This window comes from bacterium, from assembly GCA_035380285.1.
In the GTDB taxonomy this organism is placed as follows: domain Bacteria; phylum Auribacterota; class Erginobacteria; order Erginobacterales; family DAOSXE01; genus DAOSXE01.
The window spans coordinates 1-18,757 of the sequence record DAOSXE010000036.1; the positions used below are offsets into that span (position 1 = coordinate 1).

Below are 18,757 nucleotides of genomic sequence, written 5' to 3' on the forward strand. Positions count from 1 at the left end.
CGTTCTGGGAATCGGCCACCGTGACGGTGCCGTAAGGGCCGCCGGGATCACCTCGAAATAGCCCCTGACCAGCCGGTCACGAATCCCTGAACTTTAGAGATGAAGGACCAGAAAAGGGCTGTTTTCACCCCAAAAACAGCAGTTTCTAGAGGTCTCGCTGAGATAACTGCCGTGCCCTAACATATTGACTCTTCTGGTGTTATCTCGACCACCAGTTTAAAGACCAAGGCCGATTTGCGTCCATGATAATTGCAGGTTAGCTCCTCCTCCGGGCAAATTGCCCCCAGGTTGCAGGCTTCCCCATGTACATCAATGCAAGAAATCTCTGGTTGGACCGACACTGGACGTACTCAGTGCATGGGGCAGCGCCAGTAGCATCATCGGGACATTGCTGAATTGCTGCGGGAACACGGAGCGCTGAAATAGCGACATGGACAACGGCGCGGCAGCGGCCCTTGTCGAAGGAGAAAGCCTCCTGGGCCGCCCGACCTAGTTCATGTCGCCAAGGCCGACGCTCTCAGGAGCCGCTTCTCTCCGTTCAACGATCTCTATAATTTCGGGAGCTATGTATACGCGGTTCCTCTTGCGACCCGTCGCTTCTTTGAGAATCCCGACACCTATCAGCTTATCGATATTGAGTTGGGTCGAGCGAGGCGTGATATCCAGCCGTTGAGAAGCTCCAGCATTCGTAATCGCCGGATACGTAAAAAGCTCGTCCACAAGTCGGAGTAACAAGGCGGAAGTTCGTGCTGACTGAAGCCTTTCACGATACTGCCGCCATAAATTAAGAAGTTGGTCCGAACGCGCAATCGCATCTCGAGACTGGACTTCAACCGCGCGAAGGAAGAACGTGACCCACTCTTTCCAGGCACCCTTTCGACTCACCTGTAACAGAAGGTCATAGTAATCGCCTCGATATCTTTCAAAGAAAGCGCTCAGGTAAAGCAGGGGCTGAGGAAGGAGTCCCTCCGCACACAGAAGCAGTGTAGTCAGCAACCTCCCTATGCGCCCGTTCCCGTCAAGAAAGGGATGTATAGCCTCAAACTGATAGTGGATCAAGGCAAGCCTGATTAGGGGCGGGAGCGGAGACGGAGTATGAAGATAACTCTCTAAATCGTGGAGCGCTTGCTTCATAGGCTCCACCGGAGGAGGAACATATGTAGCCTCCATCAACAAACAACCAGGAGGACCTATCCAGTTTTGCGAACGTCGGAACTCGCCGGGTGCCTGATATTGTCCCCGAACACCGTCAAGTAACCGCTCATGTACCTCCTTGATTAAGCGAAGAGATAGTGGAAGTTCCTCGAGACGAGCTATCCCGTACTCAAGAGCCTGCACGTAATTAGCGACCTCGCGTACATCCGGGACTGTATGCTCCCCAACATTGGCTGCCTCGAAGAAGAGAAGATCGGATAAAGATGCCTGCGTCCCTTCAATTCTACTGGAAAGTACGGCCTCCCGCCGGATGAAGGGCCCTATCAGCAAGTGAGGATTAGGTAGTGTCCGGGCAATACCCGCCAGCTCACTAATTGCCCGGTCAGCCGCTGAGAGCATACGGGAAAGATCGATATCTATTTCCAGGACAGGCGGCAGTGCTTTCGGCACATATGCCCAGTAATCCTGCGATGTACGGATTACTCTCTCGCTCTGATCTTTTTGGAAATCAGTAGGTTTCATCTATTATACCTCCATACCGCATCCCCACCATTATTATACTTATCGCATAATAAGTATAATATCCGCGCTTTCTTGTCAACCCCCATCCACCCACCCCAAGACAGTCTGTGTCCACTTGCCAGCCCATCACGATTGTCTAGTTGAAGAAGCCTTTTCCTGATCAATTCTCTGGGATTCCGAGTTGGAAGTAACGTTCTGGGATTTCGCCCCTGTACCCGATAGATCCATCGCCCAACCGACCGGTCACGAACCCCTGAAATTTTTAGGTGGTTAGCTCCTCCTCAGGGAAAATTACCACCAGGTTGGCAGGCTATCCCCTCATCTCGGCCTGTGTATGATGGCAAGAAATCCTTGGCTGGACTGACACTGGACGTTCTGCAGTGAATGGGTTAGCACCAACCCCTCTACATGTCCTATATGTGGAATCAAGGGTTCAGGGGGCAAGGCGAGGGCTACTGAATACTGGATCCTAAGTCGGAATCGGGAATCGGTCTGAATAGCTTTTGACATATTGATTTTAGGAAGTCAGAATCGAGGCACGAAGGGCTCGATGAATAATTCAAAGTCAACACTTCTCGCGGCGAGTCTTGCCCTTGTTTCCCTATGTCCTGCCAAGTCAAGCGCCGAGGCACAGTACACCGTCCTGCATAATTTTGCCGGAGGGGATTATGACGGGGCCAATCCCTATGGGGGCCTGATTCTGGTCGACGACAGGCTCTACGGGATGACTTCCAACGGGGGGGATGATCTCGGCGGGGTGATCTTCTCTCTCCAGACTGATGGAACTGGATTTGAGGCGATATACAGCCTCCAACGAGGAATTTACTGTGGTCACGAGCCCCGCGGTGACCTGGTTTTTGGCGGCACAAAACTCTATGGCCTAACTAGGTTGGGAGGAGAGGAGGATCACGGCACCATTTTCTCTGTTCAAACCAACGGGGACGGGTACGAACTCTTGGATAGTTTTAGGGAAACTATGACTGTACCCGACGAAGGGCGCTATCCCTGTGGAAGTCTGAGGCCTATCGGCGGCCTCGTTGGTGGGATGACTTCATATGGGGGGGAATACGGTCACGGAACGATCTTTGCCGGCCCTCACATACAAGTTTGGCATAATTTCTCGACGGCTGACGGCACCAATCCGCTCGGGAGCTTAGTCTGCGCCGACACCACGTTTTATGGGATGGCTCAGTCTGGGGGTAGTTCCGATTGCGGAACAGTCTTTTCTATTATGCTCGACTTGCCTTACTGGCCTCCCGAATTTACGCTCCTTCACAGCTTCACCGGGGATGACGGGATGGCTCCTACCGGCAGTCTGGTCTTGGGAGGGACTACCCTCTACGGGATGGCAAGCAGCGGGGGTGAACTTGGTTACGGGACGATTTTTTCTCTCCAGACCGATGGCAGCGGGTTCACGATACTACATGATTTTATCAGTGGGACCGGTGGCGGGGAATCTCCCCAGGGGAGTCTGACTCTGAACGGTGATGCGCTTTATGGCATGACTTACTCCGGGGGAAGTACGGATGCTGGTACTATCTTCTATCTCGGGACGGATGGTTCCTCCTTCAGGCTGTTGCATAGTTTCGGCGGCGGGGATGATGGAGAATTTCCCCACGGGGATTTGATCCTTGATGACAACACCCTCTACGGAATGACTTACTCCGGGGGGACAAGCGATCTCGGAGTGATCTTCTCTTTTCAGTTGCCTTCGCCTACTCCCACTCCTGTCGGATACAAGACCCCGACCCCAAGTCCATCGCCAACTACGACCCCACCAAGTCCAACGCCTTCTCCAAGTCCCGACTATTGCAATTCTCCCCTGAAAATCGCTGACCTGGAGAATATGGTTCTGGCTCATTCCCGGGCGGTAGAGGCTGACGGGTGGCGGTGGATAATACTCAAGGCGCAAAACCCTACCGCCGAAGGAAAGGGACAGATATACGACAATGACCAGGTTTATATCGACTACAACGATGAACCGGTTGCACGGGCAATCAAGTTGGTCATTCAGCAAGGAGAGGATGAAATAGACGTAAGAAAGGGGGATTACGTCACGATAACCTATGATTCAGGGCAGTCCGTCTCTATCTATCCTCCGGCCATTTATGGACTAGGCACCTACACCTATTACGTCGATGAGGCTGGAAACACTTATACCGACGTAGAGCTTTGTAGCATGGTCGGTTCGGCTCCCACCCCAACTCCTTCGGCTACGGCCACCCCAATCACGCCCACACCTACTCCCTTTGGATTCCATTCACCGACTGCCACCCCAACTCCCGAAGGTTACTTGACTCCCACCCCCACTCCGGAAGGATACCTAACGCCCAGTCCCACGCCGGCATACTGTAATAATCCGCTGCTGGTTGCTGACTTGGAGAATATGACTCTGGCCCATTCCCGGGCGGCAAACGTCGACGGGTGGAGGTGGAGGATACTCAAGGCGCAAAACCCTACCGACGAAGGAAAAGGCCAGATATATGACAATGGCCAGGTGTATTCCGACTACTCCGAAGAGACTATCGCCAGGCCGATAAAGCTGATTATTCAGAAGTGGGCTAATGAGTTAGATGTACGAAAAGGCGATTATACTACGATAACGTATGATTCCGGCCAGTCCACCCTGATCTATCCCCCGGCAATTTTCGGAACGGGAACTCTAACCTTCTATGTTGACGAGGACGGCAGAACTTATACGGACCTAGAACTTTGTAACCTAGTAGGAACAATTCCGACACCGACTCCCCTGGGTTATAAAACCCCTACAGTCACTCCTACCCCATACGGTTTTAAATCCCCAACCCCATCTCCCACGGCTATCCCAACTCCCTCCGTCACCGCAACTCCAGTGTATTGTCATAGCCCGATGACAGTCGCCGATCTGGAAAACATGACTCTGGCCCATTCCCGGGCGGCAAACGTTGACGGGTGGCGGTGGATCATATTCAAGGCCCAAAACCCCACCACGACAGGGAAAGGCCAGATATATGACAATGGCCAGGTTTATACCGACTATGATGAAGAGGCTATCGCCAGGCCGATCAAGGTGGTTATTCAGAAATGGGCCAATGAGATAAATGTACAAACGGGAGATTACACCACCATAACGTATGATTCCGGGCAGTCCGCCTTGATTTATCCTCCAGCTATCTCCGGGACCGGGACGTACACCTTCTATGTCGATGAGGCTGGAAACACGTATACCGACCTGGAACTTTGCTCTTTGGCTGGATCGGTTTCCACCCCCACTCCTTCACCCACCCCGACCCCATTTGGGTTTAAAACACCAACGCCTACATCCACCCCGTCTCGCACCCCCAGCCCAACACCGACCAATACGCCCACGCCTACACCTACCCCCACCCCATTCGGGTTTAAAACACCAACAGCAGTTCCTACATTGAGTCCAACGCCAGGCTATTGCCGACTCCCATTAATTGTGAAAAACCCAACTAATCTCAATATCAATACCACCCGTTCAAGCGTGCCCACTGGGTGGAGGTATAACGTCTATGCCTTTGATGATCTTGATGCCGTTAATGGAGGGACTTGCGTAGATAACGATAATAATTATTCGGATTATGGAGACTTCAATCACTACCGTCCACTGGCGTTGAGGATCAAAGAACTGAACGAAACCGTGGCAATTCAGGCGGGAGATATTCTCACCCTGGATTACGATGGGTCCAGCATTGACCTTCTCCTCCCGGCGGTGGGGGGGTTGGAGAATATGCCCTCTAAGAGTACTTACTATTATTTTGCTTCAGATGGATCAAGCTATCTGGATGTTGAACTCTGTCAGATTGCTCAGGGGACACCAACGTCCACTCCAGCACCATCCCCAAGTACCACGCCGAGCACCACTCCAACTAAAACTCCCACTCCCGAACCGACACCAACTCCGACACCCTCTTCCTCCCCTACGTCAGTTCCCACAAATCCACCGACGCCAGTCCCAACCAGTACCCCAATCCCAACAACGACTCCCACGTCGGAACCAACAAAAACACCGACACCAAGACCGACCTGTACGTCTAGTCCATCACCTACTGCGACTCCTGCTCCTTCCGCAACCCCATCCCTGCCTCCGACAGCCTCACCATCTCGAACACCAACCGCTTCCCCCACACCCACGCCATCCATCACCCCAACACCCAGCCAAACCGTTACTCCCAGCTTTACCCCATCACCAACACCAACTAACTCGCCCACCCCCTATCCCAGTATTACACCTCCTCCTTCTCCCTCTCCAACTCCAACTCCGTCTCCGGTTCCCAGTCCGACTGTGGCACCCGCCCCCCCAGCAGCTATCGGCGATTACAACGGAGACGGGACTTCGGACATAGCCGTATTTCGGCCATCTTCAGGGCTCTGGTTGGTCCGAAGCCTGACCAAGGCCTGGTTCGGGGCCGGGAGCGACGAGGTCGTCCCCAACGACTACAACGGGGACGGGATCTGGGAAGTAGCGGTTTTCCGGCCTTCCAACGGGAAATGGCTGGTGAGGGGAGTGACGAACGCCTTCTACGGGGTCTCTACCGACCTGCCCGTCCCTGGGGACTATGATGGCGACGGTTCGGCCGACATCGCCCTGTTCCGGCCTTCTATTGGGAAGTGGCTGGTACGGGGCGGTCTTCAGACCTACTACGGGTTCTCCACCGACGTCCTGGTCCCGGCCGACTACGGTGGGGACGGGACCACAGACATCGCCGTTTTCCGGCCTTCCAACGGGAAGTGGCTCATCCGGGGCCTGACCTCGGCCTACTACGGGTTCGCCACCGACACTGTCGTCCCCGGAGACTACACCGGGGAGGGAGCCGCGGATATGGCGGTCTTCCGTCCCTCCAACGGGAAATGGCTGGTCAGGGGCGGCCCCACCGCCTACTTCGGTAACTCGGCGGACACGGTCCAGCCGGGAGACTACGACGGGGACGGAACCTGGGACTTCGCCGTCTTCCGATCCGCCTCGGGGAAATGGCTGGTGCGAGGGGTGACGGCTCCCTACTACGGAATGGCTACCGATCAGCCGGTCACGAACCCCTGAAATCGGTCATCGTCCGAGAAGGATTCCTTCTATGGATGGCATCTTTTCCAGATTTTCCAGTAACCAAATAGTAACCAAAATTTGCATCACTGACGGAAATCAACGAGAAACAACGAAAAGCTACTGGAATCGTAACGCCTTGATATATTTGGTGTTATAGCCATATATGCCTCAAATTCAGCGGCTTAGAAAACCCTACTGAAAAGAATTATGATTTCGCTGCGGGGCAGAAGCGGGCCCGACGATCCCAGCTCGAACACCGTCAGAGTACGTTGGCAGCGGTCCGGCGGCGGCACGCACTTGAAGCCACAGGGTATGATCTCAACGATCGAATGCCCCCTATGGCGTCTTGAGGTTATGACGCTGTAGCGCTATGCTGTCGGCGGGAATGGAGGTGGCCCATGAGCGCACTGACGAAACGAGCGACAGTCTATCTTGAACCCGCCCTGCATAAGGCGCTTCGCCTGCAGTCCATCGAAACCTCGCGGGCGGTTTCGAGGACTTCGGGAAAGAACTGCAGCGCGATGGCACGCTGTAACGTCATCGCCCGCACGGCGCTCCCCAAGGACCTCACAGGCATCCCCAAGAAGGATATCCTGGGCATCCTGGGCGCGATCGAGTCTCTGGCGGACGACCCGCGCCCCAAGGGGACCAGAAAAATTTCCGGTCAGGAGCGCTACCGCCTCAAGCAAGACGGCTGCCGCATTCTCTACGAGATCGAGGACGACCGTCGTATCGTCTGCGGCGTCAGAGTGGGACATCGCCGAGACGTCTACCGCTGACAACATCGAACCGGCGCGGTAAACCGCCGAAACGGTTTATTCGAACCCGAGCCCTGACCTGGATGCACGGTTTCAAGATCAGTGACGGCACCGTCGTACTCCACGATCCCGCGGAGCGGCGGTGGCTGCTTTTTCAACATCCCCTGCAGACTCTCGCGGCGCGCCGCCCCGAGGACGTCGCCGGCGTGTTGATCGAAGCGCAACGGCAGGTGGAGGACAACCGCCGCCATGCGGCGGGGTTCGTGGCCTACGAGGCCGCTCCCGCCTTCGATCCGGCGTTCGCGGTCCGAGCGGCGGGCGATTTTCCCCTGGCCTGGTTCGGCATGTACGAGGAGGCGCGGCCCGTTTCGCTCCCGGCGGCCGCGACGGACGGAGCGGAGCCGATCCCTTGGGAAGCCTCCGTCTCCCGGGAAGAGTACCGTTCGGCGATCCGCCGGATCAAGCGCCGGATCCGCGACGGGGACACCTTCCAGGTCAATTACTCGTACCGCCTGGAGGCCCCCTTTGCCGGGGACCCCTGGGCCTTGTTTTCCGCCATGATCCGGGCCCAGGGGGCGCATTACGGCGCTTTCATGCTCCTGGAGGACTGGGCCGTCTGCTGCGCCTCGCCGGAGTCGTTCTTCCGACTCCGCCGGGACGAGCTGGTCTGCCGGCCGATGAAGGGAACGGCCCCGCGAGGCTTGGGGCAGACGGACGACCTGCGCCAGGCAGCCTGGCTCCGAGATTCCGAAAAGAACCGGGCGGAAAACGTCATGATCGTCGACATGGTGCGAAACGACGTGGGGCGCATCGCCGTCCCCGGGAGCGTGCAGGTCCCCCGCCTCTTCCAGGTCGAGAAATATCCGACGTTGTGGCAGATGACCGGCACCGTCGCCTGCCGGACCCGGGCGGGGATACCGGAGATCTTCCAAGCCTTGTTCCCGGCGGCTTCGATCACCGGCGCCCCCAAGGTGCGCACCATGGAGATCGTCGCCGAGGTGGAGCGTTCGCCGCGCAAAATCTACACCGGCTCCATCGGGTTTCTCGCCCCGGGGCGCCGGGCCCAGTTCAACGTGGCGATCCGGACGGTCCTGATCGACCGGAGACGCCACCGCGCCGAATACGGGGTCGGCGGCGGCATCGTCTGGGACTCCGTGGACGACGACGAATTCGAGGAATGCGCCACCAAGGCGAAGGTCCTGACGGAGGGGATGCCGGACTTCTCCTTGCTCGAAACCCTTCTCTGGACCCCGGAGAACGGCTACTTCCTGCTCGATCGCCACCTGGAGCGCCTCGGGGAGTCGGCCGCCTATTTTTCGCGGTCGGTCGATCCGGAGGCGATCCGGCGCAAGCTGGCCGCGCTCGCCCGCGGCCTGGCGCCGTATCCGCACCGAATCCGCCTGACGGTCCCCCCGCGGGGAGCGCCCGTCGTGGAATCCCGGCCCCTCCCCCCGCCCGCCGGGGCCTACCGTATCCGCCTGGCCCCGGCGCCGGCGAATTCGCGCGACCCGTTTCTCTACCATAAGACCACTCACCGGCGGGTCTACGAGCGCGCGGCGGCCGGATGCCCGGAGTGCGACGACACGCTGCTCTGGAACGAGCGGGGGGAGATCACCGAGTCCTGTATCGCCAACGTGGCCGTGGAAAGCGGAGGCCGGCTGCTGACGCCCCCCGTTTCCTGCGGGCTGCTTCCGGGAACGTATCGGGCCGCGCTCCTGCGGCAGAAAAAGATCGAAGAGGCGGTTATCCGCGTCGAGGATCTCCGGGCCGCTTCGAGAGTCTACCTGATGAATTCCGTGCGCGGACTGTGGGAAGCGACCCTCGTCCGCGACGGCGACGAGCCTCCGCCGGCCGGCCGGCGGAGGGGGAGTCAGGGGGTCGCGGAAGCGGGCGGAGGCGCCTTTTCCCCCAGGCAGTAGATCTTCATGCTGGCGGCGCCGACGATGATCTTCCCGCCCCCGAGGATGGGGGAAAAGACCAGTTTCGATTTAACGCTTCTCTTCCACAGCAGCCGGCCGTCGTCCAGGGCCAGGCAGTAGAGATAACCGTTTTCCATGCCCATCAGGACCTTGCCTTCGCGCACCACCGGAGAGGAGATCATGGGGTCGCCGACCAGAAACGACCAGAGTTCGTTGCCGGTGGCGGCGTCCAGGCAGTGGACCCGGCGGTCGGGAGACCCGAAGACCAACTTTCCCCCGGACAAAACCGGGGTCAGCTTCTGAGGCTCCAGGAGCCGTTTCTTCCACACCGCTTCCCCGCTCTTCCCGTTCAGGCAATAGAGGATGTCGTCGTGGCAGGCGAAATAGATGTTCCCGCCGTCGCCGGAGACCGATCCGGTAACGCGATCGGGGTAACGTTCTTCCCAGAGAAAGGTCCCGTCGACGGCATCCACGCGGTATAGGTATTTATCGATAGTCCCGAAGTAAATGCTCCCGTCCATGGGCAGGGGGCTGGTCTTGATCACCCCCTTGGCTTTCTTCGACCATTCGATCGCTCCCGTAGCCGCGTCGAGACAGAAAAGTTCGTCGTCGCCGTAACCCGAAACGCAGTAGACCTTCCCCCGGTATACGATCGGGCTGTAAATCCACCGGCCCGGGATGGGGGTCTTCCAGATCGCCGACCCGTCTTCGGGAGAAAGGCAGAACAGCTCTCCCCCCAGCTTGGCGCGGTTCTCGACCAACACTTTTCCGGCCCCCACGACCACGTTCCCGGGGCGGCCGTGGATGCTCTTTTTCCAGAGCTGGTCGCCGGTGGCCAGGTCGAGGCGATAGACATAGCCCTTCGTGGTGGAAAAGAACAGGCTGCGATCGGTCATGGCCGGCCAGGCCACGCTCTGGTTGAAAGGGACTTTATGATCCCAGAGCACTTCGGGATTATCCGGGATGGGACCCGCCCCACCGTTTCGACCGATGTCGTGAAGATACATCGGCCAATCGGCGGCTTGGGCGACGGCCGCCGCCGGATACCCCAAACAACCCACTATGGACAGGCAGAGCGCCCCGATGGGGATGCGTCGCCGACCGATGCGGAAAGGGGCCTGGTTTGAATATGCGGTTGCGGTCACGGCATCAAGATTGCGGCACCCGACGTCGGGGCCGGTCATCGGGATTGTACCCTTTCCGGTCCGGCCCCCGGAAGTCCGAAACCGCTCCGGCGAGCGCGGCGCAGAGGAGCCGCGGGCGGCGAGATCACGACGACCTCGGCAAAGCTCCCGGGCGCAGGCGCACTTCAGGGATAGCCGACCGCGCGGGAACCGGCGATGCCGGTGAAGAGGGCCGGGACCCCCCGCTTGAGGTTGCGGATGCTGTAGCCCCCCTCCTGGACCACGAGCAGGGGAACGCCCAGTTCGCCCAGGCGGTTGCCGATTCCGGCCAGCAGGCCGACCGGGACCGTGAAGGAGCCGGTGGGGTCGCCCTTGAGCAAATCCAGGCCCAGGGAGAGGACCAGGAAGACCGGGCGGAAGCGCGCGATGGCGGCGGCCGCCTTCTCGAAGGCTTCCCCGTACGCCTTCCCGGCGGCGTGCTCCGGGAGGGGGAAGTTGTGGTTGAAACCTTTGCCGGGCCCCTCCCCTTTCTCGTCGGAAAAACCGCTGAAGTGCGGATAGGCGATGTTGGGGTGCCCGTGGATGGAGACGGTGAGAACATCGGAACGGTCGTAAAAGATATCCTGCGTCCCGTTCCCGTGGTGGTAGTCGATGTCCAGCACCGCCACCCGGCCCGTCCGGCTCAGGTGGTGGGCGGCGATCGCCGCGTTGTTGAAGTAGCAGAACCCGCCGAAGGTCCGTTTCCCGGCGTGGTGCCCCGGGGGGCGGCAGAGGGCGAAGGCCACCCGCCGCCCGGCCAGCACCTCTTCCGCGGCGGTGAGGGCGACGTCGACCGCGCTGCGGGCGGCCTGATAGGCGTTGCGGTCCAACGGCGTGAAGGTGTCGATGCAGTAGTAACCCGCCCGCAGGGCCAGGTCCTTGGGGCGCTTCTCCGGCCGGCGGATGGGGAACACATAGGGGTAGACCGGGCGGGACCCTTCCAGTTTCCGGCAGACCGCCTTGAGGTAACTGACGAAATCCCCGTCGTGGACGGCGCGGATGAAGTTTTCCCCGAAGTGCTTCACCGGCACGGTGCCGAACAGCTCCAGCTTGGAAACCGCCTCCAGGATCGCCCCCACCCGGGCCGGGCGCTCGACGTACCCGGCCTGGCGGACGAGGTGGGCGACGTGGCTCCCGCTCGAGACCAGGGCGAAGGACTTGAGCAGGCGGCTGGGAGCCACGGGGGCGAAACGGTCCGCGCTCCGGCGGTAGCGCGGGGGCCGGAACTCGACCGGGTCGGCGATGAAGGATTCCACCACGCGTTCGATGTAATCCCGGCCGACGGTGGCGCCGTGTTTGCGGCTGATGATCAGGCGGGCGGCGGCCCGGGCCTCGGCCCGGCCCAGGGGCTCGCTCCGGCCCAGTCCGTCGAAGAGCAGGTAGCCGGCGGGGAGCTTCCCCGCGCGAAAATCGTAGAGCGTCCCGGCGATGGGGCGCACGCCGTACTGCTCGTAAAACCGCAGGCTGCGGCGGTTCTCCTCCAACTGGGCCGGGTCGTCGACCAGGGCCGGGTCGTCGGGGAGTACCTCGAGGTAGAGACCGCGCGATTTGAGTTGGCTCAGGCATTCCCGCGTCGCCTCGTAGAGGGCGCTGCCCAGCCCTCCTCCGCGGGTGCCCGCCTTGACGGCGATGTAGTCGAGAAACGAGCTGTCGATCTCGGGGAAGTGCAGGAAGAGGGAAAAGCCGGTGACCTTGCCCAAGGCGGTTTCCGAGACGAGCAGGATGGTCCGGTACCCGTATCGGAAGGGGTTATCGAGAAGGTCGGGGATCAGGTCCGCGTCGGGAGCGGCGTGGGGGAAGTTCTGCCGGAAGATCTCTCCGACCTGCTCGATCCGGTTGCGATCGTTGGGCAGTTCGCTGCTGTAGACTCTCCTGATATTGATCATCCCGTCAATCCGTTTCCGGATATTCCCTTTCCGGATTTTTCATCCGGGAGCTCGTCCCCGCCTTCCGGGGAGGCGGGAGGTTCCCGATCTTTTCGTTTCCGGGCGCGTTCTTCCTTCTCGATGGCGCGGGCGATGAGTTTCAGGGGCAGTCCGAACATGGCGGCTCCTTCCCCCGGGCGGCGGCCCGTCCGGAACGCTTCCCGAGTGGAATCGATTATTCGTATATAGTTTACCCCGCGAACCCCGGAACCCGGAAGTTCAAAGCCGCTCCGGGCGCCGCGGCGCGGGTCGTTTCAGGCCTTTCCGATTGTAACTTCGGGGCGCGCGTCTATAATTCCGGCAAGGTGGGGTACGCCCCGGTCGATACTTTATCCGCTCCCGGGAGCGCGCGGATTTTGTTTTTCTCGACGGTCGGCAACCGCCGAACCCGCAAAGAGTTGCGGCGGCGGATCGGCCGAAATCGCCTGCGCCTTGGGAAGACCGACGCGCCGACGGCCCATAAACGATCTCCATGAACGGGAACAGAGACAAACCGACCGCCGAAAAGGGTTATTCGTTCGGAACCTTCGGCGGGGTCTTCACGCCGAGCCTGCTGACGATCCTCGGCGTGATCATGTTCCTGCGGTTCAGCACCGTCGTGGGCTACGCCGGACTGTGGAACGCGTTGCTGATCCTGGCCGCGGCGAAGGTCATCACCCTGGTCACGGGCCTTTCGATTTCTTCCATCTCGACGAATATGCGGGTCAAGGGCGGAGGGGCTTATTACCTGATCAGCCGCAGCCTCGGTCCCGAATTCGGGGGAGTCATCGCCATCTTCTTCTTCGTCGCCCAGGCCGTGGCCGTGGCGTTGTACGTCGTCGGCTTCACCGAGGCCGTCTTCTCCGCGTTCCCCGGCATTTCGCTCTCCTTTCTCGAGGTGGGCACGCTCACCAACATCGCGGTTTTCCTCTGCGTCTATATCGGCGCCGGGTGGACGATCCGCGTCCAGTACGTCATTCTGGCCGTGTTGTTTCTGTCCATCCTCTCGTTCTTTATCGGCGCCGGGACGGGCTTCTCCCCGGACGTCCTCCGAACCAACCTCACTCCGGCCTGGGCGGCGGATTATTCCTGGCTCGCGGTCTTCGCGCTGTTTTTCCCGGCGGTCACCGGGATCATGGCCGGGGTCAATATGTCCGGGGACCTCAAGCAACCCAGCCGGTCCATCCCCAACGGCACCTTTGCCGCCATCGGGGTTTCCGCCCTGATCTATGCGGGCATCGCCTTCCTGCTCGCCGCCAGCGTCCCCCGCGCCGAACTGCTGGGCGACGGATTCGTGATGGAGGAGCGCGCCTTCTCGGGGGCGCTGATATACGCCGGCGTCTTCGCCGCCACCCTCTCCTCGGCCCTGGGCAGCATGATGGGCGCGCCCCGTATCCTCCAGGCTTTCGCCCGAGACGATATCTTCCGCGGCCTCAGGGGGTTCGGGCGCAGCAGCGGGCCGGCCGGCGATCCGCGGCGGGCCATCATCCTCACCTTCCTGATCTCCCAGGCGGGCGTCTTCGCCGGCGACCTCGATACCATCGCACCCGTCATCACGATGTTCTTCCTGATGACCTACGGCGCCGTCAACCTGGCCTGTTTTTACGAGAGCATCACCCGCAACCCCAGTTTTCGCCCCACCTTCCGCCTCAACCACTGGTCCGTCGCCCTGTTGGGCGCCCTGGGCTGCCTCGGAGTCATGTTCCTGATCGACGCCCTCTGGGCCTTGGCGGCCATGGTGCTGGCGGGGGCGATCTACTTCCTGATCGCGCGCGCCGAAATCATGGTGAAGTGGGGCGACCTCGGCAGCGGCCTGGCCTACCAGCGCGCCCGCAACGCGCTGTTGCGCCTGGAAGCGGCACGCTACCACCCCAAGAACTGGCGGCCGTCCATACTCGCCCTCAGCGGCGGGGCCTACAACCGCATTCATCTCGCCGACTACGCCTGCTGGCTCACCGAAGACAACGGCATCGTCTCCATCGGGCAGATCATCCGCGGCGACCTCGACGACCTGGTCTCGCGCCAGCGCGAAGCCGAAGGACTCCTGCGCAAATTCATCCGCGACGAAAACCTCGACGCCTTCCCGGTCGTGGTGGTGGGCGAAAACATCCATGCCGCCGTCCAGGGGCTCCTGCAATGCCACGGGCTGGGGGGGCTGCGCCCCAACACCCTTCTGCTGGGCTGGAGCCAGGACCCCGAACGGACCGGAATCTTCGCCGGCATGCTCTCCCTGACCAAGCGGATGGGGCGCAGCATCGTCGTCGTGGCCTGCAAAGAGAAGGACAAGGAGGAGCGCGCCGCCGTCCCCGAAGGCGCCATCAACGTCTGGTGGACCAACGAGCGCAACGGGGGGCTGATGCTGATGCTGGCGTACCTGCTGAGCAGGAACCCCGAATGGCGCAACCGGCCCATTCGCATCCTCCGCCCCGTTCCGCCCAAGGCCGACGCCGACAACGTCGCCAAAGAAATGCGGGAGATGCTGGCCTTGGCCCGCATCGACGCCGAACTCGAGATCATGCCGACCGAGTCTCCCCTCGAGGCCGTCCGCGAAGCCATGATGCCGTCCGCCGTTCTCTTCGCCGGATTCGAGCCTCCGGACGAGGATCCCGTCGGGGTGTGGATGGGCTTTCTCCGGCAAACCGTCGACCTCCCCGGAGACGTCCTGCTGGTCTACAACGCCGGAGACGTCTCTCTCCAGGCGTAACCGCCGGGCGAGGAACCGGCTCCGACGGGTATAGGCGCCTCGGGCAGGACGGGCATCGCCCCCGATGCTGGAGCCGGGAAAATCGGCTTCATCCTCCCGCACCCGCTCGCCGGCCTTTTTAATTGAAGCGCCCGGGCCGGAGCCTATAATTCATAGGGGGAAGGGCATGCCTCGGACCATGGCAAAAAGCAAACGATGACCGCCAACGGACAAAAAAAGCTGCTCTCCCTGCTGGTCCGGATCGGCATCGTCATGCTGCTGGGCATGTCGGTCTTCGAGGCGCTTAAACAAGCCGTCGCCCCCGGCATCGACCTCTGGGAGTCGCATGTCGTCACCATCGCCTTCGGGACCCTGACGGCGATCGTAGCCTCGCTGTTTATTCTCAAAAAACAGATCGCGCTCAACGAGAGCCTCCACGAAAAAGACGCCCGCAACATCAAACTGCAGCGGGAGCTGCAGGCCACCATCGAACAACTGCAGACCTCCATCGCCACCATCAATCGATTGACCGGCATGCTCCCGATCTGCGCTCACTGCAAGAAGATCCGCAACGACACCGGGGAGTGGGAAAGCATGGAAAAATACATCTCGGAACGTTCGACGGCGGAGTTCACCCACGGGCTCTGCCCGAAATGCGCCCGGGAACTCTACGGCGAATTCGATACTCCCGAGGGCGGCGATAGGGGAAGAACTCAGGGCTCGGGGAAAGACTGAATTCGGGATTCAGTAGCCCCCAGCCACGGCCCCTGGGGAATCTTGCACCTGTGAGAAGCATAGGGCATAGGGCATGGAGCATAGGGAAAGAGAGGGTTCAGGGTTCAGGGTTCAGGGTTCGGGAGAAGAATACAGGAGTCAGAATTCAGAATTCAGTAGCCCCCGACCTCACCCTCTCTGGGAGTCCACAGACCTGCCTGCCGGCAGGCAGGTTTCACAGATTTTAAAACAGAGATTACGCAGATTGGAAGAAGCAGAGTGCAGGGTGCATGGCGCCCTTCCTGAACCCCGAACCCTGAACCCTCTGCTCCTCCTTCATGAACTTCATGGCCTTCATGGTACAATTCCACCTGATTTCTCCGATTTACTCTGATTGAATAGAAACCAGGTGAGAGCGATCCCGATAGCGAGAAGGGGATGAGAAGGAAATGACTTCGAGCATCGTCATCAGAGACGAAACCCCGGTCGACGCCGGCGCCATAACCGACGTTACCCGGGCCGCTTTCAGCACGCTGGAAGTCAGCCGGCACACCGAACAGTTCATCGTCGAGGCACTCCGCGCCGCCCGGGCCCTGACGGAGTCGCTGGTGGCGGAAGAAGACGGCCGCATCGTCGGCCACGTCGCCTTCTCGCCCGTAACCGTTTCCGACGGCACCCCGGGATGGTACGGGCTGGGGCCGGTTTCGGTTCTCCCCGAGCGCCAGGGCCGGGGGATCGGGGGCGCCCTCATCCGGGAGGGGTTGGAGCGCCTCAAGGCCCGGGGCGCCGCCGGCTGCTGCCTGGTGGGGCACCCGGAGTACTACCGGCGTTTCGGCTTCGAGAACGCCCCCGGTCTCGGCCTCGAGGGGGTGCCCCCGGAAGTCTTCTTCGCCCTGGCGTTTTCGGGGCCGCTCCCGCGGGGCGCCGTCGCCTTCCACGATGCCTTCGCCGCGGCGGGAGAAGCGGATGGCTCAAGCGGCGCTTGACGCAGGCAGGTGAAGACCACGCGGACCGACAAGATCGCCGCCGGGTTCAGGAGGTGCCGCGGGAAAGACCTCTTCGCACCGCTCGGCGCCGTTCGCCTCCTCGGAAAGCCGGAGCATTGAACCATGCCGTCGCTGTGGCCCGTCCTGGTTCTCTGCATGGCCGTCGTGGCCACGGGCGCGGCGCTGCTCGGCCAGGGCGGCGGCGTGCTCTATACGCCCGTCCAGATCTTCTTCGGCATCAAATTCCATACGGCCGCGACGAGCAGCCTCTTCCTGATCATGGTGACCTCGCTTTCGGCGACCCTGGTTTTCCGCAAAGCCAGCAAAATAGATTGGCCCCTGGCGATCGTCCTCGAGAGCGTTACCGCCTGGGGCGGCCTGATGGGCGCTTTGGTCTCCGACCGGTTTTCGGAAGCCCTTCTATCGGCAATCTTCGCCGGAGTGGCCGCTTTTGCCGCGGTCTTCATGATATGGGAATTCCGGACGCGGAGCGTTTGCCCCCCGCTCAAGCGAGGATGGGCGTACTGGCACCGACGTTTCGGCGAACGGGTCTACTGCGTGAATCTCTTCGTCGCTCTGCCGTTGGCGTTCGTCGCTGGCGGCATCAGCGGGCTGCTCGGTATCGGGGGAGGAGTTCTCAAGGTGCCGCTGATGGTCCTGCTGTTGGGCATCCCCATGGATGTCGCGGTGGGCTCCAGCGGTTTTATGGTGGGACTCACCGCCGCGGGCGGTTTCGCCGGCCATGCCGCGATCGGACATTGGGACTGGCGGACCTCTCTCATACTGGCCGGGGCGGTCTTCGTCGGCGCCCGTCTCGGCGCGCGCAGGTCGATCGAAATCGACAAGAAAAAACTGAGAAAAGGTTTCGGATGGTTCCTGATGGCGGTGGCCGGGATCATGGCGGCCAAGGCCCTATTCTGAAACGAGTCGGCATTCGCTTTCGAACCCGGGACGTCGGTTCCCAAGGACAACGATGGTATGAGCACGGTAATACTTGCGCTTTCCGGTTCCCCGAGAAAACCGTCTTTCACGGAAAAGCTCCTGGATCTCTGCCTCGAGGGAATGGGGCCGGGACTGGAGCTGCACAAGTTCTACCCGCACCGGATGGACATCAACCCCTGCCGGGGGTGCTGGGCCTGCTGGACCAAGACCAAGGGCCTCTGCATCCAGGAGGACGATTTCCGCCCGATCGCCGAGGTCTACGCCCGGGCTGATTATTTCCTCGTGGCCGCCCCGCTCTACTACTTCAGCCTTCCGGCCACGGTCAAGAACGTGATCGACCGGTTCTTCTGCTTCCTCGAACCGTCGCAGCGGCCGTCGGCACGCGGCGGAACCGAGCATCCCAAGCGGGGGGGCCGCCACCCCCGGACGGTCCTGATCTCGTCCTGCGGGTTCCCCGAACCGGAAAACTTCGATCTCCTGCGCTCCCTCTTCCGACGGATCTGCGACGACATGGAATGGGTCCACTCCGGGGAAATCCTGGTGCCGGCGGCGGGAGCGGCGAACGTTCCCAAGCTCTTCGACCGCGTCTTCGAACTGATCCGCCGGGCCGGCGCCGAACTCGCGGCGGGCGCCATCTCCCCCGAAACCACGGCCGCCATCGCCCGGCCGGCGATGAGCCCCGACGACTATCGGGCCCTCTGCACCGCGTATTTCGGCGGCATCCTGGGCAAGGCTACAATAGCCGCCATCGCCGTGAAGGCCCTACGGGCAGAGGCGAAGAAGCGCAAAGAGCCGGGGGCATAGGGAAGAATACAGAATACAGAATATAGAATACAGAATTCAGAATTCAGTAGCCCCCAGCCACGGCCCCTGGAGACTTTTGCACCTGTGAAAAGCATAGGGCATGGAGCATGAGGCATAGGAAAAGAGAGGGTTCAGGGTTCAGGGTTCAGGGTTCAGGGTT

Annotated in this window: 13 protein-coding genes; 8 read left to right on the forward strand and 5 right to left on the reverse strand. The window is 60.8% G+C overall.

The genetic code is table 11. The annotated features are described in order from the left end of the window. Positions 1-489: 489 nt before the first annotated feature. Together PLZ73_11230 and PLZ73_11235 are read right to left on the reverse strand one after the other, a co-directional pair. Positions 490-1,677, reverse strand: coding sequence for a Fic family protein (locus tag PLZ73_11230; protein ID HOO78445.1), 1,188 nt, complete (start codon positions 1,675-1,677; stop codon positions 490-492). A 3,810-nt stretch (positions 1,678-5,487) separates the two neighbouring features. After that, entirely contained in the window at positions 5,488-5,892 is a 405-nt protein-coding gene (locus PLZ73_11235; protein HOO78446.1) for a hypothetical protein, read from the reverse strand. A 163-nt stretch (positions 5,893-6,055) separates the two neighbouring features. Between PLZ73_11235 and PLZ73_11240 the strand changes: the two genes are divergently transcribed. The 3 genes from PLZ73_11240 to pabB all read left to right on the forward strand — a co-directional run bounded on the left by PLZ73_11240 (position 6,056) and on the right by pabB (position 9,401). After that, positions 6,056-6,721: a VCBS repeat-containing protein gene (locus PLZ73_11240; GenBank protein HOO78447.1), complete on the forward strand. Its 666-nt coding sequence runs from the start codon at positions 6,056-6,058 to the stop codon at positions 6,719-6,721. 401 nt (positions 6,722-7,122) lie between these two features. Next, on the forward strand, positions 7,123-7,503 hold the full coding sequence (locus PLZ73_11245; protein ID HOO78448.1) for a type II toxin-antitoxin system RelE/ParE family toxin: 381 nt from the start codon (positions 7,123-7,125) through the stop codon (positions 7,501-7,503). Between the two features lie 62 nt (positions 7,504-7,565). Further along, positions 7,566-9,401: an aminodeoxychorismate synthase component I gene (gene pabB, locus PLZ73_11250; GenBank protein ID HOO78449.1), complete on the forward strand. Its 1,836-nt coding sequence runs from the start codon at positions 7,566-7,568 to the stop codon at positions 9,399-9,401. On the opposite strand, the gene PLZ73_11255 is transcribed toward pabB, so the two are convergent. The 3 genes from PLZ73_11255 to PLZ73_11265 form a co-directional block, all read right to left on the reverse strand. After that, positions 9,353-10,585, reverse strand: a complete 1,233-nt coding sequence (locus PLZ73_11255) for a PQQ-binding-like beta-propeller repeat protein (protein ID HOO78450.1) — start codon at positions 10,583-10,585, stop codon at positions 9,353-9,355. The genes pabB and PLZ73_11255 overlap by 49 nt on opposite strands. A 125-nt stretch (positions 10,586-10,710) precedes the next feature. Beyond that, positions 10,711-12,450, reverse strand: coding sequence for a histone deacetylase family protein (locus PLZ73_11260; GenBank protein HOO78451.1), 1,740 nt, complete (start codon positions 12,448-12,450; stop codon positions 10,711-10,713). Then, complete coding sequence (locus PLZ73_11265; protein HOO78452.1) at positions 12,447-12,608, reverse strand: hypothetical protein; 162 nt, start codon at positions 12,606-12,608, stop codon at positions 12,447-12,449. Before PLZ73_11265 ends, PLZ73_11260 begins: the two co-directional genes overlap by 4 nt. Before the next feature lie 353 nt (positions 12,609-12,961). Here PLZ73_11265 and PLZ73_11270 point away from each other — a divergent pair, with 353 nt between their 5' ends. From PLZ73_11270 to PLZ73_11290, 5 genes are all read left to right on the forward strand, one after another. Then, on the forward strand, positions 12,962-15,172 hold the full coding sequence (locus PLZ73_11270) for an amino acid permease (GenBank protein HOO78453.1): 2,211 nt from the start codon (positions 12,962-12,964) through the stop codon (positions 15,170-15,172). 195 nt (positions 15,173-15,367) lie between these two features. Beyond that, the gene (locus tag PLZ73_11275) at positions 15,368-15,886 is read left to right on the forward strand and encodes a hypothetical protein (protein HOO78454.1); all 519 of its coding nucleotides are present in this window, start codon (positions 15,368-15,370) and stop codon (positions 15,884-15,886) included. A gap of 428 nt (positions 15,887-16,314) precedes the next feature. Next, entirely contained in the window at positions 16,315-16,851 is a 537-nt protein-coding gene (locus PLZ73_11280) for an N-acetyltransferase (protein HOO78455.1), read from the forward strand. Positions 16,852-16,974: 123 nt separating this feature from the next. Next, entirely contained in the window at positions 16,975-17,772 is a 798-nt protein-coding gene (locus tag PLZ73_11285; protein HOO78456.1) for a sulfite exporter TauE/SafE family protein, read from the forward strand. Between the two features lie 57 nt (positions 17,773-17,829). Beyond that, positions 17,830-18,597: a flavodoxin family protein gene (locus tag PLZ73_11290; GenBank protein ID HOO78457.1), complete on the forward strand. Its 768-nt coding sequence runs from the start codon at positions 17,830-17,832 to the stop codon at positions 18,595-18,597. Positions 18,598-18,757: the final 160 nt, after the last annotated feature.

What these genes read in the sequence shown, in the direction of transcription:
- PLZ73_11230 (HOO78445.1), bottom strand. Translation starts at nt 1,677, where the DNA reads ATGAAACCTACTGATTTCCAAAAAGATCAGAGCGAGAGAGTAATCCGT.
- PLZ73_11245 (HOO78448.1), top strand. Translation starts at nt 7,123, where the DNA reads ATGAGCGCACTGACGAAACGAGCGACAGTCTATCTTGAACCCGCCCTG.
- pabB (HOO78449.1), top strand. Translation starts at nt 7,566, where the DNA reads ATGCACGGTTTCAAGATCAGTGACGGCACCGTCGTACTCCACGATCCC.
- PLZ73_11255 (HOO78450.1), bottom strand. Translation starts at nt 10,585, where the DNA reads ATGACCGGCCCCGACGTCGGGTGCCGCAATCTTGATGCCGTGACCGCA.
- PLZ73_11260 (HOO78451.1), bottom strand. Translation starts at nt 12,450, where the DNA reads ATGATCAATATCAGGAGAGTCTACAGCAGCGAACTGCCCAACGATCGC.
- PLZ73_11265 (HOO78452.1), bottom strand. Translation starts at nt 12,608, where the DNA reads ATGTTCGGACTGCCCCTGAAACTCATCGCCCGCGCCATCGAGAAGGAA.
- PLZ73_11270 (HOO78453.1), top strand. Translation starts at nt 12,962, where the DNA reads ATGAACGGGAACAGAGACAAACCGACCGCCGAAAAGGGTTATTCGTTC.
- PLZ73_11275 (HOO78454.1), top strand. Translation starts at nt 15,368, where the DNA reads ATGACCGCCAACGGACAAAAAAAGCTGCTCTCCCTGCTGGTCCGGATC.
- PLZ73_11280 (HOO78455.1), top strand. Translation starts at nt 16,315, where the DNA reads ATGACTTCGAGCATCGTCATCAGAGACGAAACCCCGGTCGACGCCGGC.
- PLZ73_11285 (HOO78456.1), top strand. Translation starts at nt 16,975, where the DNA reads ATGCCGTCGCTGTGGCCCGTCCTGGTTCTCTGCATGGCCGTCGTGGCC.
- PLZ73_11290 (HOO78457.1), top strand. Translation starts at nt 17,830, where the DNA reads ATGAGCACGGTAATACTTGCGCTTTCCGGTTCCCCGAGAAAACCGTCT.